General features: G+C 43.3%; 13 protein-coding genes. 7 read left to right on the top strand and 6 right to left on the bottom strand.

The genetic code is table 11. From position 1 onward, the window contains the following. Positions 1-125: 125 nt before the first annotated feature. From G7092_RS23005 to G7092_RS22990, 4 genes are all read right to left on the bottom strand, one after another. Positions 126-1,133, bottom strand: coding sequence for an endo alpha-1,4 polygalactosaminidase (locus G7092_RS23005; protein ID WP_202985385.1), 1,008 nt, complete (start codon positions 1,131-1,133; stop codon positions 126-128). A 149-nt stretch (positions 1,134-1,282) separates the two neighbouring features. Next, on the bottom strand, positions 1,283-2,281 hold the full coding sequence (locus G7092_RS23000) for a hypothetical protein (protein WP_166092980.1): 999 nt from the start codon (positions 2,279-2,281) through the stop codon (positions 1,283-1,285). A 74-nt stretch (positions 2,282-2,355) separates the two neighbouring features. Then, positions 2,356-4,737, bottom strand: a complete 2,382-nt coding sequence (locus G7092_RS22995) for an alpha-L-rhamnosidase-related protein (protein ID WP_166092977.1) — start codon at positions 4,735-4,737, stop codon at positions 2,356-2,358. A gap of 128 nt (positions 4,738-4,865) precedes the next feature. After that, the gene (locus G7092_RS22990; protein ID WP_166092975.1) at positions 4,866-6,275 is read right to left on the bottom strand and encodes a serine hydrolase; all 1,410 of its coding nucleotides are present in this window, start codon (positions 6,273-6,275) and stop codon (positions 4,866-4,868) included. A gap of 163 nt (positions 6,276-6,438) precedes the next feature. Between G7092_RS22990 and G7092_RS22985 the strand changes: the two genes are divergently transcribed. Continuing rightward, on the top strand, positions 6,439-8,859 hold the full coding sequence (locus G7092_RS22985) for a DUF2339 domain-containing protein (RefSeq protein ID WP_166092973.1): 2,421 nt from the start codon (positions 6,439-6,441) through the stop codon (positions 8,857-8,859). Beyond that, the gene (locus tag G7092_RS22980; protein WP_166092971.1) at positions 8,831-10,066 is read left to right on the top strand and encodes a DUF3999 family protein; all 1,236 of its coding nucleotides are present in this window, start codon (positions 8,831-8,833) and stop codon (positions 10,064-10,066) included. Before G7092_RS22985 ends, G7092_RS22980 begins: the two co-directional genes overlap by 29 nt. Positions 10,067-10,096: 30 nt before the next feature. Here G7092_RS22980 and G7092_RS22975 read toward each other — a convergent pair whose 3' ends face one another. After that, the gene (locus tag G7092_RS22975; protein ID WP_166092969.1) at positions 10,097-11,026 is read right to left on the bottom strand and encodes a TIGR01777 family oxidoreductase; all 930 of its coding nucleotides are present in this window, start codon (positions 11,024-11,026) and stop codon (positions 10,097-10,099) included. Then, the gene (locus tag G7092_RS22970) at positions 11,026-11,850 is read right to left on the bottom strand and encodes a DCC1-like thiol-disulfide oxidoreductase family protein (RefSeq protein WP_166092967.1); all 825 of its coding nucleotides are present in this window, start codon (positions 11,848-11,850) and stop codon (positions 11,026-11,028) included. Before G7092_RS22970 ends, G7092_RS22975 begins: the two co-directional genes overlap by 1 nt. Positions 11,851-12,681: 831 nt before the next feature. Between G7092_RS22970 and G7092_RS22965 the strand changes: the two genes are divergently transcribed. The 5 genes from G7092_RS22965 to prfH all read left to right on the top strand — a co-directional run bounded on the left by G7092_RS22965 (position 12,682) and on the right by prfH (position 16,879). After that, positions 12,682-13,302 (top strand): hypothetical protein, encoded by a 621-nt coding sequence (locus G7092_RS22965; protein WP_235953918.1) that lies wholly within the window; start codon positions 12,682-12,684, stop codon positions 13,300-13,302. Further along, a complete protein-coding gene (locus G7092_RS22960; RefSeq protein WP_166092965.1) occupies positions 13,299-13,601 on the top strand; it encodes a winged helix-turn-helix domain-containing protein in 303 nt (100 codons plus the stop codon). The genes G7092_RS22965 and G7092_RS22960 overlap by 4 nt, the downstream gene beginning before the upstream one ends. 523 nt (positions 13,602-14,124) lie before the next feature. Beyond that, positions 14,125-14,850, top strand: a complete 726-nt coding sequence (locus tag G7092_RS22955) for a hypothetical protein (protein WP_166092963.1) — start codon at positions 14,125-14,127, stop codon at positions 14,848-14,850. 12 nt (positions 14,851-14,862) lie between these two features. Next, on the top strand, positions 14,863-16,263 hold the full coding sequence (locus G7092_RS22950) for an RtcB family protein (RefSeq protein WP_166092961.1): 1,401 nt from the start codon (positions 14,863-14,865) through the stop codon (positions 16,261-16,263). A 1-nt stretch (position 16,264) separates the two neighbouring features. Next, positions 16,265-16,879, top strand: a complete 615-nt coding sequence (gene prfH, locus G7092_RS22945) for a peptide chain release factor H (protein ID WP_166092959.1) — start codon at positions 16,265-16,267, stop codon at positions 16,877-16,879. Position 16,880 lies beyond the last annotated feature (1 nt).

Genomic DNA, 16,880 nt, shown 5'->3' with positions numbered 1-16,880 from the left:
GAAATATTTCTGCTGCCAGCAGCAGTGTAATTGCCTCTCCATAAAAAAGCCCCCTTTCCATTGCAGGCGAAAAGAGGGCGACCCATCAAAAGATGGGGGTGAGCAGGTTAACCTAATCTTCTGTACTAGTTTTTACCTTCGTAATACTCAAAGGCATCAATAATATCGAGGTAAACACCATCAAAACCGGCATTGAGTATCTTTTTCAGATAAGAAGCATCGTTGCCGTAAATAATGTTTTGCCAGGTCTTATTCCAGTATTTTACTTTATAATTTCCTTTCCATTTAGGATTCTCCGCGTCCAGCCAAACAGGGTTACCTGGTTTCCAGGTATTTTGCCAGTAATAACGGTAATTCTCTGCTTCGCCGATTGACATGTAGGAAATAACGATACGCTTGCCACCGTTTGCTTTCTTTTTCAGGGCATTAACTTCGGCGCTGGTAAAGGCCACTTTCTCAAAATAGGCATCCATAATCAAAGCATCATAATTTGTAGCTGTAACTGCCTTAATAAAATCCGCTTTCGAAGTAAAATTATCGGCATTATTAATGAGGTACAAAAAGTTTTTGGCCTGGCTAATCGAGGTAATCACATTAGCATTCTCCTTATTGATCTTCGCGGGAAAGTCTGGGATGTTATTCAATTCTCTTTCATCTGCCGCGAATGAAATATAACCGTTATCGTCATTAACCTTATATGACCGGGTCATGTTTGATGGCGTTGAGCAATAATCGGTAACCAGGATCTTTTTTCCGTTATTTTTTGAAATATCCAGGAAGCTCCTTAATTCATCAGTAACTTTAGTAGTTGTTGCCTGGTCATCATTGTCATAACCATAGTACAGATCTTCCTGTCCGTTACCATCAATAGCGTTGAGGTAGGCGGTGCTAGGTGCACTTGTTTTCTCGCCATCAACCGTTACCAATGAAATACCGTTTTGCGGTATAACGGCAAATTTGGGATTCGCGCTTTTAGCATATTTACTTATCCCGATCACAAAATTGCGCATCTCCTGCTGGTAGTCGATGTTTACGCTTGCGTTGGTTTTGTTTTTTTCAATGGCGACTTCCTGGTTGTTTTTTTTGCAGGCACAAAGGATCACCACGAGCATCAATAGGGGTATTTTTCTCATGTTATGTAATTTTTTTGTTACATAACGCTAAGAAAGCATTTAAATTTCATTAAATCCTACTGTTACATGAAAAAAATTTCATGTAAAAAAATAATGCCGAAAGGCGGAACGCTTTCGGCATTATTTTTTTACATGTATTGTAGTTTCTATTATATCTTCATAATGCTGCGTGTCTCTTCCAGAAAACGCTCTATTTCTCCGCTCGATTTAAATGCGTGCAACAGGATAGTTCCCTGCTTTTCAGAATTTGGGAAGCGGTAATACATATGCACTTCTGTACCCGTATACACCATGTTGGTGCTTTTACGTATAGTTTGAAAACCGGCAAAATCACTAAATGAGATAGATTTGTTACCTAATCCGAGAGGGCCTGTCTTGATAATGGTTTGAGATCCTGTATCAAAAACTATTTTCACAAAAGCAGCCTGAAGAACCATCAGGCCTAAACCCAGGCATATCACCACTACCAGTATTTTTTGTGTGGAACTTACATCTTCTGCCCAATGAGCTACCCATGCATAAATACCAACAGCAAAAAATATAAGGCTAAAAATAACAATCGCTATTTTTTTGCTTTTTATGGTATAAGAACCTCCCGTGTTGTTATAATACTTATAGGATGTAATAGGCTGCGGTGCGCTACCAACTACGCTGCCATACTGATCTAAATAACCATGTATAACCGGCACTACCTGATCTACAAATGCCTGTGCATTAGCATCGGTATTTTTTCTATAGCCCGAAGATACAATGATTCCCCTGCCATATCTGTCTCTTTTTAAAAACATCCTGTAATTATAGCCTCCGTTCTGGGTAACTACATTAATGCCATGAAGATCGTTCATGGATACGGTTTTACCCGGGATAATCCCGAAGAACTTTCTTTGCATGGTACCCCTTGATCCGTCAAACTCCACATAAGTATTTCCATATCCCAGAAACAACAAGGGTATCACCACCAGGAAAATAAAAAAGGTGATTGAAACAGACGTTCCGCCCTGCGCAGATGTTAAATAAGTTACCATGATGCCCACAAAAACAAGGGCCACTAATATACCGAGCGGATAAGCTATACGGGAAGGATATACAACTACACGATTGGCATCAATAACCCAACGTGTTTTAGTAAGTGATTTAGGAGATGTCATAAGTTTAAGTTTTGTATTCACTTAAACATATTTGGGGCTTTTCGGTTTTGGCTTTTTCATATTCCCGCCTTATTTCAAATACTCCATTGATTCTCTCCGGCTTTTAAGGAATAGCTTTTACCCTTCCATATCAGTATACCTGATGTACCCGGTGGTAAGCTGATCCGGATGGCCCACTTATTTTTCTCCTGTTGATATTTTACCGACAGTTTCCCATTGGGGTGTGGAATTTCGCCACTTACATTTTTCAGATCGCCTAAATGGGGCTCAATCTTTACCATGGTAAAACCGGGAGAATAGCTATCTACCCCTAATATCGTCCTGTAAAATTCAATATTAGGACTGGCGCCCCAGGCATGGCAATCGGAACGGTTATGCTCCAGGTCGGATATTTCGGCCCAGGTGGTAAGGCCCATGTCAATATTCTTGCGCCATATATCCAGCCATTGCAGATAATCATTCCCAAACCCTCCTTTTATTAAAGCCTGGTGCAGGTAATATTTAAAATAGATGGTGCATTTGGTGATGGAAGTATCGGCGAGCATTTTTTGGCATACCGCAGTGGCATCGGTATTGGTCAACATCCCGGTTAATACTGCCAGCGTATTGGTGTGCTGCGAAAACAATTGTTTATCCTCCGTATCGGCGTACAACTGTCTGCCGGCATCCCAGTATTTATTCTGGATAGTTGCTTTTAACTGCGCGGCTTTAGCCTTGTACATTTCGGCAAAGGCGGACATACCCATTTTTGCTTCCATTTCGGCAGCCTGGTTGTAGGCCCACATCAGCTGCAGATCTAATACTGCCGAGTGGCCGTCTTTACTTTGCGGAGCTTCGCCAAAGTCCCAGCCTTTGTCATTCACCCAATCTACAAAGGTCCAATAGGGTGTATCTTTCAGCGAGCCATCGGTCTGCTGATATTTGCTAAAGAAGGCGAGTACAGCCCTGACTCCTTCCAATTTATTTTTTACAAAGGCACTGTCGGGCCGGTACATCCAGTAATCATGCAGCATACCGATGTACCATAACGAAAAGGTAGAAATAATCTGAGGCGAAAATGATGGATGACGGCTCAGCGTTAAACCCTCGGCAATGCGCGATTGATCCATTTGGTTGATGGCATTGCGAGCCAGGCGATCGTCGCCACTGTTATAATAGGATACCAGCGCTTGTATGCGGGTATCGCCAACGTATTGCAGCTGCTCGTAGTAGGGGCAATCGGTATAGGTTTCACCGGCGCACAGCCGGGCGGTGCGCCAGCCAATATCCAGTATCTTTTGTATTTCGGGTTTACCGGTTTCCAGTTTGGCGTTGAGCTGGAATGGATAGCCGGTGAAGGTGCCGTAAATATCGTCGATAACTAAAGGCTCGCTCCCGGTTTTAATCTGTAACTGGATATAACGATAGGTGCGCCAGGCCAGGGTTGTGAATATTTGCCCAACTGAACCGTCAGAAATAATACTATCGCGGCGACCCGCAAAAATTTTACCCTCCACCTCATTCCGGTTACCTTTAACAATCCCATGATTCAGACTATTGAACATCGATTCGGCATAGGTCAATTTGATAGCCGCATTTTTACCCTTGCTAAAGTTGAGTGTAAGAAAAGCATTGGTTAAATAAGTTTGATCGAGCAGGAAAGTAGCCGTAGTATTGGCGGGTATGGTGAATGCTGTTTTTACTGAGGGGAAAGATTTAGGAACGCTTACCCCCTCCGCTTTGCGAAGCACGGGGATACGTTGATATTTCAATTCCATTTGCGGTAGTGAGGAGGGCACCAGCATCCAGCCAAAGGCATTCACGGTACCTTTGGGGTTACCATAGTCTATCCTGATGGCATTTTTCCAGGAGCTGTCGTCAAAGTCAGTGGCATTCCAATTTTTGATGGTGGCGCTCATATCAACCAGTTCACCCGGACCAGCAACATAATAGGGATGATAACCAATGCCGGTAAGTGGGCGATAAGCTTTATCGCGGATGCATTTCCAGGTTTTATCGGTGTTCACTATTTCTTCGGCAGTGGTATTGCCTTGCATAATGAAGCCTGTGCGGATAGAGATCTGCGCTTCGGGCCGGTAATCGCCCTCGTTCCAAACCAGTGCGGCTATGGTGTTGTTGCCGGCTTTTAAATAAGGAGCCAGATCAACGGTTTCATAATTCCAGTAATAGGTATCACCACGGGCTGGGCCCAGAGATACCAGGGTTTGGTTTACATACAGTTTATACCGGTTATCGGCCGATACATGTATAATGAACGACGCGGGTTTAGCGCTCAGGCTGACATTTTTCCGGAAATGATAAACGCCATAGTCCTTTGCAGGCTCATCGGGAGCGGTTATCCACACGGCTTTCCAATGACCGCGTAATAATGATGGAGAAACGGTTTGCGAATGGGCGGCTGCCGTGATCAATAAGCAGCAGAGCAACAGGATGTGCTTAAAAAACTTTTTCGTCATCAGGCTTAATTTATGGTAATTACAGCCCAGGTTAGGCCGTTGGCATATAATTTATAATTATAGCTAAATTAATTAATTGATGTAGTCTATATCTTATCTGCAAAATCGGAATATCCGGCACTCTGACGTTATTTTTTTGCCTTATGGAGTTCAGATCTCAGGCCGGTATTGATAAGCCAGCCCCGGGTTATGTGCCCTGTTTTATCGGTTTCAAATTCAATTTGCCTGTCGGTACCATCACCATAAAAAAACTTGGTATTTGACTCGGGTTTCAGTTCCACATCGGCTGTACCAATTTGGTGCCGATATAATTTCCCATCTTTTTCAATGATGCTTAGATGTAAAGTAAGGCCCTGGTTAACACGGGAGTAATTACCTATATACTTGCTGAGCAGCTTTGCATCAGTAACTATTTCTTTATGAACATAAGGTGGGGTTACCTGCGTGTCAAACAAGATCCCGGTAATGCCGTAGGCTATATTGGCAACGTTGGATTCGTTATTGGATAAAATAATGATGGTAACATCCTTTGCCGGGTAGCGTGTTAAAATAGTGCTGTAACCTGTCCAGTTGCCTTCATGACTAATATAATTCCCAAACTGATCTGTGCCGACTCCTACACCGTAACCGTAGTATTTTTTAGTTAATGTATCCATTACCGATTGTGCCGAAAGCATGGTATTTTGCGTAACCGCATTCAATAAACTATGATTTTTTAGCGCCTGATCCCACTTTAACAAATCGCTGGTTGTTGAATTGATAGTGCCATCACCCACAATCCCGTCAAGGTAAAAAACAGCGTCGTCCTTTTTTACACTGTCAGGCAGTATATATCTTTTCAAACTGTCTGCAAAAACAAACCCATAGGCATAATCGGGAATAACATCCTTTGTGGAACGCCGGGTATTATAAACCTGTGAATGATCCATCCCCAGAGGCACAAAAATATTTTTATGCATAAAATACTGATAAGTTAACCCGGATACTTTTTCGATAATACTGGCCAGAAGGGCATAACCGGTATTGGAATACTCAAACTTTTTGCCCGGAGCAAAATTTGCAGGGACTCTTTTCAAAGCCATAAAATTGATCATGTCATCATTAAAAGCAATCCTTTTATGATCCCACTGCTGTTCCATCACGGTCATATAATCGGGCAAACCCGATGTATGCGTAAGCAGGTTTTGTATGGTTACACCTTTATAGGGAAGTTGAGGAAAATATCTCCGTAGTGTATCTGCCAACCGGAGTTTCCCATTTTCCCAAAGCATCAAAATCCCCATAGCTGTGAATTGTTTGGAAACAGAGGCCAATTCAAATACCGAGTTGGTATCCAATAACTGCTTTGTATCATAGTTACGATACCCAAATGCCTTTTGGTAAATCACCTTACCGGCCCTTGCCACCAACACATTTCCATTGAAACCATTTACGTTAACCTGGGCCTGCATAAAATTATCAATAGAGGCCGGATAATTTTGCTGAGCCAGCGCAGTAGTAAATGGCAATAAAAAGAGCAATACAAATATGTTTTTCATGGCCTTTAAATTTAATAATTACCGCTGTTAATAAAAAGAAAGTCTACCGTCATAAATACCTATAAAACAGCACAAAGATCATCTTTAAACCTGCGTAAAATTTTTTTTTATGTGTTTGCCTTGCATAAATCATCTATCTTTAACTTTTGCCAAACCTCTACCTATGGAAATTGTAACCGTACTTTTGTTGCTGTTGATTGTTTATTTAGTGGTAAATAACAAAACCAGTATTAACCATAAAATCACCGATCTGGAACTTAAAATACTGGAATTAAAAGTGGTGATTGAGCGTTTACGGGCTTCCCGGTTTACCGACGAAGAAGTTAAAAAAGCGGAAGAGCCCAAACCTATCATCAGCGAAACGCCACCAGTTATTAAAGTTGATGAACCGGTAAATATCCCCCAACCCGAGCCTGTTGTTCCACCAGAACCACAGCCCGAATCTGAACCGGCATTTATTAAACCCGACTATATTGAGCGGCAGCCTGAAGTTATATCAGATAGTTTATCCGCCATCCGCAGGCCGGTTAAAACCGGAAACTTTACTCCGCCAAAACCAAAAGAACCAAAACCATCTTTTTTTGAAAGCCATCCCGATCTGGAAAAATTCATCGGTGAAAACCTCATCAACAAAATTGGTATAGCCATACTGGTTTTAGCTATCGGCTTTTTTGTAAAATACGCTATTGATAATGATTGGGTTGGCCCAATTGGCCGTGTGGGTATTGGTGTGGTATGCGGAGCCATTTTAATTGGGATTGCCCATCGCCTGCGTAATAGTTATAAGGCCTTTAGCTCGGTATTGGTAGGTGGTGGTTTGGCCGTATTTTATTTCACCATAACACTGGCCTTTCACCAGTTTAATCTGTTCAGTCAAACGGTAGCATTCATTATATTGATCGTCATCACCATTTTCGCGGTGGTGCTCTCGCTGCTGTACGACAAGCAGGAGCTGGCCGTGATTACCCTGGTGGGCGGCTTTGCCAGTCCGTTTATGGTGAGTACCGGGCACGCCAATTACGATGCCTTATTTATATACCTGCTGATACTCAACACCGGCTTGCTGATCATCTCCTATTTTAAAGCCTGGCGGGTGCTCAACATCATCAGCTTTGTGTTTACGGTAATTGTATTGGCATCCGTTTTATACACCCTTAGTGCGCCAAGCTACCATATTGGCTTTATATACGCCAGCATTTTTTATGTGCTGTACTTTATCATCAATGTGGCGCATAACGTTAAGGAAAATAAAAAATTCATCGCCTCTGATTTTACCATCCTGCTCAGCAACACCGCGCTTTATTTTGCGGCCGGCCTGTACCTGCTTACCATGATGAAAGAAGAGCAGTTCCGGGGCTTGTTTTGTATAAGCCTGGGCGTGGTGAACCTGGTATTATCCTACGTGCTGTTCCGCAACCGTAAGGTTGATACCAACATATTGTACCTGCTCATCGGCATCACGCTTACCTTTATTTCGCTGGCGGCGCCGATACAACTGCATGGTCATAGCATTACTATTTTCTGGGCATCTGAAACCGTGCTGCTTTACTGGCTGTATCAGCGCTCATCCATCCAGTTAATGAAGCTTACCTCCTTATTGCTTTGGGTGGCTATGTTGCTGAGCCTGCTGATGGACTGGTTCCAGATATACGTAGATAATAATTTAAGCCTTACCATTATTGCCAATAAGGGCTTTATCACCACCCTGGTTGCGGCCATCAGTTCATACCTGTTATCGGCATTGGTGGGTAAAGAAGAGCCCGCCACTGCAAAAGGCCTGGCTGTAAACCGTCATGTTTTCGGTGTCACAGCTTTAGTACTTTTATTTTTAAGCGGCCTATTCGAGGTGAATCATCAGTTTGTTTATCATTTTCCCTATACCTCGCTTAACGTATTATACATGATGCTGTATACACCTGCGTTTGTATATATATATTACCTGGTATCGTTAAAAGTTAAAGCGCTCAACTTTAATGAAAAATTAAGGCTGGCCATACTCATGATATGTGTTACGGTTTACCTGGCTTTAACTCCCGAGTTTTTTGACCTGCAACGCCGTGTACTAGAGCAGCACAGAGTACCCGCCGGTCATTTTGCAGCGCATTGGATAGCGGCCATTTTTGTTGCTTTGTTGTTTTACCGTATCATTCGCCTGAGCCAGAAAACCCTGGATGCCGGCATGAAGGTAATGTTCACCTGGCTTATCAGCGCGGCAGTAGTATTGTTTTTAAGTTTAGAAATAAGCCTGTTGAGCAACTTCCTATTTTATGGTAATACGCATTCTATCGACCGTATCGAAACGGTTTATATCAAAACCGGTCTGCCCATTTTATGGGGACTGTTATCCTTCGCACTCATGTGGCTGGGGATGCGCCATAAATTAAGGGTAATGCGCATTGTATCATTAAGCCTGTTTTCATTAACGCTGCTTAAATTATTTTTGTTCGATATCAACAACATACCGGTGGCGGGTAAAATAGCGGCGTTCTTTTGTCTGGGTATTATACTGCTGATGATATCGTTTATGTACCAAAAGGTTAAAAAAATTATTGTTGATGATGAAGCTAAACCCAAGGATGAATAAAATATTAACCCTCACGGCGCTATTTTGCGGACTGATGCTATCGGCATCCGCACAGCAAAATTTTAAATACCAGGCCGCGTTGCCTAAGGTAGATAGTACCGGTTTTTACCGCATCAGCCTGCAGCCTGCTTTTGTGGCTAAAGCCAAGGCCGATTTGTCTGACATCCGTATAGTTGATGCGAAAGGGAATTTTATACCTTATATACAAGCCGGCAGCCTGCCGCAAAAAGATCAGAAAAGTTTTGTGGTTTTTAACCAGGTTGATGCCAGGTTGAGTACCGATACCGGCACCACTTTTATTGTAGAAAACAAAACCGGCCTCGCGCTCGACCGTCTGTGGATAAAGCTGCAAAACACGGCCGTGCAGCGCAAAGTAAATTTAGTAGGCAGCGACGATCTGAAACAATGGTTCGCTATTCAGGAGGATATTCCCTTACAGGAAGCCGTAGTAAATAGCGAGGGCACCTACATGCAGTCGCTCTCGTTCCCGGCAAGTAATTACCGGTATTTGAAATTGCTGGTGAATGATAAAAACAAAACGCCTATCAAGTTTTTGCAGGCTGGTGTATATACCGAATATGCGGCTACTTTAAGCTATGCCCTCATTTCGCCCGGTCAGTTAACCCGTGCCGATAGTAATAAAACAACTTACATCACCTTAAAACTGAATGATAATTACCAGGTAAACAAACTTCATTTAAACATTACCGCACCAAAATATTTTAAACGCGATGTATCGGTTTATCAAATTACAGGGCACGACAAGCAACTGCTTGGCGAAGCAGAACTCAATTCTACCAAAGCCACCGATCTGCTGATAGCCGCTAAAACCAATCAGCTCATCATACAAATAAACAATGGTGATAATTTACCTTTAACTGTTACCAGTATAGATGCTTACCAATCGGCTGAGTCGCTGATCAGTTATCTGGATGGTAAACAAACTTACCGTTTGCTCACCGGTGAGCAAACCGTACAAGCACCGGAATACGACCTCAAGTTTTTTGCTGATAGCATTAGGGATAATACGCCGCGAATCAATCATGAAGCGGTTAGCCCCAATACCGCCTATCAAGCCAAACAACCGGCCAAAGCGGGTCGCGATTATACGGCGTTGATATGGATAGCTATTGTGATAGCCGCCGGGCTATTGCTATTCCTGACTTTGAAGATGACTAAAGAGGTGAAGAAAAAAGCGGAGGAATAGTCTGGTAGTTTGAAGACGACAGGTGCCCTCTCAGCCCTTAATACTCAAAATATCATGCACGGCGTATTCCGCTTTTTCATACTGGAAGTTAAAGCCGGAATCAAGCAGGCGTTTGGGTTTTACCCATCGGCTTTTTAGTATCAGCTCGGGCTCGGTGCCTATGACCAGAGCTCCGATGTCCAGCAGCCATTCGGGTGCCGGCAGACCAAACGGCATTCCATAAGTTTTGCGGATGGTGTGCATCATATCGGCATTTTTTATGGCATTGGGTGCTGTGCAGTTAACCACACCCTGTATTTCGGGATGATCAAGCAGCCATTGTGTGCTCCGGGCAACATCCTGTTCGTGCACCCAGGCTATATATTGTTCACCCGTACCCTGTTTGCCGCCCAAGCCCATTCTTACCAGGTTCAATAAACGCGGAAAAACGCTATCACTGCGGCCCAATACAATACCCATGCGTAAGGCTATTTTACGGGTATGCGGTGTCTCACTTTTCAGAAAAACCTCCTCCCATATTTTACATACATCGATAGAAAAGCCATAACCAATTTCGCCGGTTTCCTCATCCTGCGGATGGTCTTCTGCATGGCGATATATGGTAGCAGAAGTTACATTGATCCACAACTTTGGCGGATTGCTCATTTTATGTATAGCGTGCCCAAGCAATTCTGTAGGCAAAACACGTGAAGTAATGATCTCGGATTTATTTTTTTCGGTATACCGGCAGTTCACGTTTTTACCGCAAAGATTTATCAGCATATCGGCACCAGAAAGCTGTACAGTCCAACCGTTTTCGGCCTTGCCATCCCAAACTACCGTGCGTATGTTATCAACTGTTTTAGCCTGTTTGCGAGCCAGTATGATCACCTCGTCTGCCTTGTCTTTATAATAGTTTGCCAATACAGTACCCAAGTAGCCGTTGCCTCCGGCGAGCACAATTTTTTTGTAGGTTTTCATTAGTTCAGGTTTAAAATCAGTGTCAGTAAAATAATACGGTACGCAACCCAGGTAATGGTCAATGTCCACCCCAGGTTTAATAGCTTAGTTCTGCGGATGTGTTCCAGAAACATTAATCCGGCCACTCCCATAAAATACAAGGCGTACACTTCAGACCCGAATTGAAGCCAATGGTTTATTGCCATTGGAATTAAAAGCAGCAAACTGCCTGCCAAAGAAATAGTCATCATATTGCCCAGGTAAGTCCAGGTTTGTCTCCTGTCCCAAAAACTCATTACCGTTCCCTGAACAATGATCTGTCCGCCGCATATCATATACTCCCGGTAAGCATTACCCAGGGGCACTGTTGGGCTCAATAAATGTGCGTAAGCCGTAAGCGTATACCCTACTATAAACCAGGTAAACAACAAATAAGCGATACGATAATGCAATTTAAACGTAGGCTGATAAGCAAAGCCATCGCCATTTTTAGTGGGTGGGATAATAACCCGCCTGTTGTATGATATAAAAGCGTAAAACTTGCTCATCAGCCATACAAATGGCCTAAACGTAAACAACGGTGCAAATACCGGCCAGGCGTGACCAATTATTTTAAACAGGCTCTGAATACCATAAGTTACATCACCGGTTTTGAGGTTAATGAGGGCAATTTCGTTAACGGCCCGCTGGCGATCGTACACCGGGCAGCTACTTTCGTGCACCTGCTGATAAGCCTGCCGACCATTGCCAGCCAACATACCGGTTTTAACAAAAGCTTTGGTATATACATTACACATGGGGCATTCTGCATCAAAAAGTACCATATGATCTTTTAGCGTTTTCATACTGCTATAATTTTATGTTCTGATGATTCAACAACACAAAATTACTATTTATTTTGAATTTTCAATAATTATTGAAAATATAATTAAAATAATCAATACTCCAATCTTTATTCTTTTGTCACGCGGTATCATCATTGGTTATATCTTATTAAGGCTCTTCGTTTGTTGTCAGGAAAACGCGGGGTGGAGGTGCTTAATTAATGAATTATTGATTTAGTGAATTAGTGATTGGAAATAACTTTTTTCCTTTTCCCGTCAGCAGATAAGCCTTATTAATTATTGAATTAGTGAGTTGGGTTTTGCTTTTGTCTTGATTTTTAATTCTAAATAAGGGCGTTGCCTCCGGCCCGCGCTATCCGCTCATACGCCACAAGGCATTAGCCACGGGCCGGTATCCGCTGCTATCGCTAACGCAGGGACCAATTATTGAATTAGTGATTTAGTGAATTATTGAATTTTCTCCCCGTCAGCAGATAAGCTTCCGGCGAAAGCGGGCAGAACAATGCTAGCCATGTGCGGTTGCGGGGCATAGCAAGTTTTTGCTGAAGCGGAAGGATGTGAGCGAACAAAGTAGCGCAAAATAATTGTAGCCCTGGTTCTGACTGATTTGCAGGGCAAAGGCTATGAGCGCAAAGAAGCATTTCTGCTGACAGCCTTTTTGGTTACTTTTGTGGCGACAAAAGTAACTGGCCCTCCCGCGGCCAAGAGCGGGTATACGCCATACCTACTGAAAAATAGATCCTTCGCTCCGCTCAGGATGACAAATCTAAACTTCGCACTTACCGTGTTTTTATTCTCCTCCTCTTGCAATTCCAAACTATCTTATTAACTTTGAAAATCAAAGCACTTTTAATGGAAGAAAAAGACATTCACGCCGAGCTCAGTTCCATCCGCGACCTGATGGAACGTTCGGCCAAGTTCATCTCGCTTAGTGGCCTGTCGGGCGTTATGGCCGGTATTTATGCGCTCATCGGGGCGGGTATTGGCTATACCCTGCTTAAATCCGGCAATTACGAACGTCACAATATCATATCCATTGCCGAATTATTCGCTGTAGCCTTCGCTGTTTTGACCCTTTCCATTGGTACAGGTATTTGGCTATCCTACAGAAAAGCGCAGAAAAACAATCAGCCTTTTTGGAGCACGGGCAGCAAAAGATTGCTGATCAATATGGCTATTCCGTTGGTAAGTGGTGGCTTGTTTACATTCATCCTTATTTACCATGCCCATTATGGTATTGTTGCACCAGCTACACTGATATTTTATGGGCTGGCATTGGTTGCAGGCAGTCATTATACCTATTCGGGCGTAAAGAGTTTGGGGATAATTGAGATTTTATTAGGTTTGCTTGCCGCGCTGATACCGGGATATGGCCTGCTGCTCTGGACCATCGGTTTTGGCGTGCTGCATATTATATACGGTGCGGTGATGCACTTTAAATACGATTCGTGAAAATATCGTTAGACCAGTTTGATAAAGCATTTGAAAACCGCATACGCCTGCAGATCATGAGCGTATTGGTTGCCAATGAAAGCTACGATTTTAACTCGCTTAAAGAGTTATTAGAGCTTACCGATGGCAACCTGGCCTCGCACCTGAAAGCATTGGAAAAGGAGGCCTATATGGAGGTACAAAAAAGCTTTATCGGCCGTAAACCCAATACCCGGTATTCCGTGACCGAAAAAGGCCGTGCTGCCTTCAAAAAACATTTGCAGGCGCTGGAAAACCTCATCCGGCAGCAGAAGAACTAAACAAACCGGAGTACCAAAAGCTATCAGGAGGCTCCGATGGAGCCAAAAACCTAATTTATTTGATACTATAAACAGGAGACTCCGCCGGAGTCCAGAACTCCAAAAGATGATGGTTCCAGAGGAACAACCTGTTTATAGTATAAGCAACTATTTTAACGGCTCCATCGGAGCCCCCCTGCCTTAAAAAGCAATTGTCCGGGAAGCGGCCCATTTTGCATTTTAAAAAACATTTCCCATCTTTGCGATCAATTCTCACTATTAATTACTTAATACCGGGAATCATGCAAGAAAGTATCTCCAACATATCCCATTAGTCGGCTGCCTGCACCAGGCGGACAATCATTGCTATTTCATTTTACTGAAACCCGTTTGCTGATGATCTTTTGATCAGCTTCAAATTTTGTTTGTCCGGATTCTTCGTGTTCCAGGTTTTACGCCGCGCTTTTCAAAATGGGTATATCCACACCGTGGACGAAATTTAAAAATCACCAATAAAATTGAAAACGTTAAAACGTAAAGTCCGATGGACATACATGATTGGCCGTACATTAAAAAATCGGCCAGAAGAAAGAAGCGGCTTGTTAAAAAAGATTTTGATAAGCAGCTGATAAGGCTGGATAAACTACGCGATAGTTTGTGGGAGAAACGTCGCACGTTGCCAATGGTTCCGCTCGAAAACCCATACCAAAAGGGATGGAAGCGCTTTTTTATATTGCGCGATGATATACAGCGAGGCCCGAAAGCTGAGTTTTACCAAAACTTGCTCAACAAAATAAATACCTGCTATTATCATCACGACCGCTCTTTTAAACAAAGAAAAAGAAGGCGAAAACGCTATACGTTCCTGGAAAAACCACAGGAGTTGCGAGCTATTAACAGTTATGACTGGCTTCATAATAAGCGAGAGCTTACAGAAGCTGAAAAGGCGCTTTTTAGCCCTAGAGAAGTGTTGTCGCGCTATTCCAACCGGCTGATGATTGAATATGTATTTATTGAACCCTGGCGATTTGTGTTGACGATAAAACCTCATATCATCCATGAGAAAAAACAACACGATGAATTGCTCGAAAAAGAGATCAATGAAATCGCAAGTCATATCAGGCGCAATCATCTATGGCCACGCATTGATAAAATAAAAAATGTGAATCATAGATATTGGAAAGTTGATGCTTTTGAAAAGCTCCAATACATTAACCCATTAAAAAACAAACCCAAGTACGCTTCAACAGAAGCCTACCTGGATTATTAAAATAAACCCACTATGGGCAATTTAAAAACAAAAGAACTAACCAACATAGGCTACAGTACCGATAAGCAAAAAAGCATGGCCATCAATACTATAGCCAAACATTTTAAACACCGGAACACTAACTATATCATTACGCTATTAACCGATATCCGGAACCGGCCTGAAGCTTATATTCATGATCCTGCTACACAAAAAATAGCTGGGTTGTTTATGGATGATGCTACGAAGCAAACCGTTAATTCATTTGAGCTGACACAACAATCCTTGCCATTTAAAATTTATGGCGAGGATAATATCGAGGCATCGGCTATAAAACAAATGGAGTTGGCTTTATCCTTACCGGTAAGTGTACAGGGGGCATTGATGCCCGATGCGCACAGCGGTTATGGCCTACCTATTGGTGGTGTGCTGGCTACTCGCAACGCGGTGATCCCCTATGGCGTGGGCATGGATATTGGCTGCCGCATGGCGCTGACTATTATTGATGCAGATGAAAAATTTATCGACCGGTATAGCCACCAGATCAAACAGGCCATCAATATCCATACCCATTTTGGAATGGAAGGCGGCCTGGAGATGCCACAGGATCATGAAGTACTTGATGATCCTGCATTCAGGGAAACACCGCTATTGAAAAAGCTGCATGGCAAGGCTGTGAAACAGCTGGGATCTTCGGGTGGCGGCAACCACTTTGTGGATATCGGGGTGATCAGTCTGACGGATAACAATGTGGTGGGCCTACCTGCCAATACGTATATGGCCCTGCTTAGTCATTCGGGTAGCCGTGGACTGGGAGCCAATATTGCCCGCCACTATACGCAGATCGCTATGAATAACTGTAAACTGCCACGTGAAGCACAACCGCTGGCCTGGCTCGATCTGAATAGCGAAGCCGGACAGGAGTATTGGCTAAGTATGACCCTCGCCGGCGATTACGCCCGGGCCTGTCACGACCGTATCCACAGCAATTTATTGCGGGCACTGGGTTTAAAGGCATTGTATAAAGTAGAGAACCATCACAATTTTGCCTGGAAGGATAAGCTTGCCGATGGTACAGAAGCGATCATCCACCGTAAAGGCGCCACACCGGCTCATGATGGCGAATTGGGCATTATCCCCGGCAGCATGACCGCTCCAGCTTATTTGGTGACGGGCAAGGGCAAACCCGAAGCCTTATACTCCGCGGCACATGGCGCGGGCCGGGCTATGAGCAGGCAACAAGCCAGGGAAAGCAATACCAACTCGGCACTTAAAAAAATGCTAACACAGGCAGATGTCACGCTCATTGGAGGCAGTCTGGAAGAAAACCCATTGGCCTATAAGGATATCGATATGGTAATGCAGGCACAAACAGAATTAATAACAGTACAGGGTGTGTTTTCGCCCAGCATTGTACGCATGAATAACGAGTAAAATGGAAAAAGTGATTATACAAATAACAGCGGGTAAAGGCCCGCTGGAATGTTGCCGGGTAGTATACAAAATATTGGAACTAATGTTAAAACAAGCCGCGCAATTAGGGGTGGAATTAACTATAGTTGAACAAAAATCAGCAGGTACAAACGGCACCTTATTATCGGCCACTTTGCTTGCGCAAGGTAATAAGCTGGATGCCTTTATAGCAGAATGGCAGGGCACCATACAATGGATAGCGCAAAGCCCTTATCGCAAATTTCACAAACGCAAAAACTGGTTTGTGGGCGTTGGGATTTTTAATGTGGACGAACATTCGTCTTTTGATAGTAAAGACGTAAAACTGGAAACTACCCGGGCATCTGGCCCAGGTGGTCAAAATGTGAACAAGGTGGAAACAGCCGTACGCGGCACACACATCCCTACCGGTATACAGGTAATGACTATGGACAGCCGTTCGCAATTACAAAACAAAAAGCTTTGTTTAAGCAGGTTGGAAGCCAAGGTAATGGCAATTCAGGTTGAAAAGAAGATTGCACAGCATGAAAGCCAGTGGATGGCCCATCATTCACTGGAGCGGGGTAATGCGGTAAAAGTAATTGAGCAAAAATTATAAA

Origin of the sequence: Mucilaginibacter inviolabilis (assembly GCF_011089895.1) — a bacterium.
GTDB classification, from domain to species: domain Bacteria; phylum Bacteroidota; class Bacteroidia; order Sphingobacteriales; family Sphingobacteriaceae; genus Mucilaginibacter; species Mucilaginibacter inviolabilis.
The sequence above is the reverse complement of the archived record's forward strand: the minus strand, read 5'-3'. Positions and strand labels throughout refer to the sequence as shown.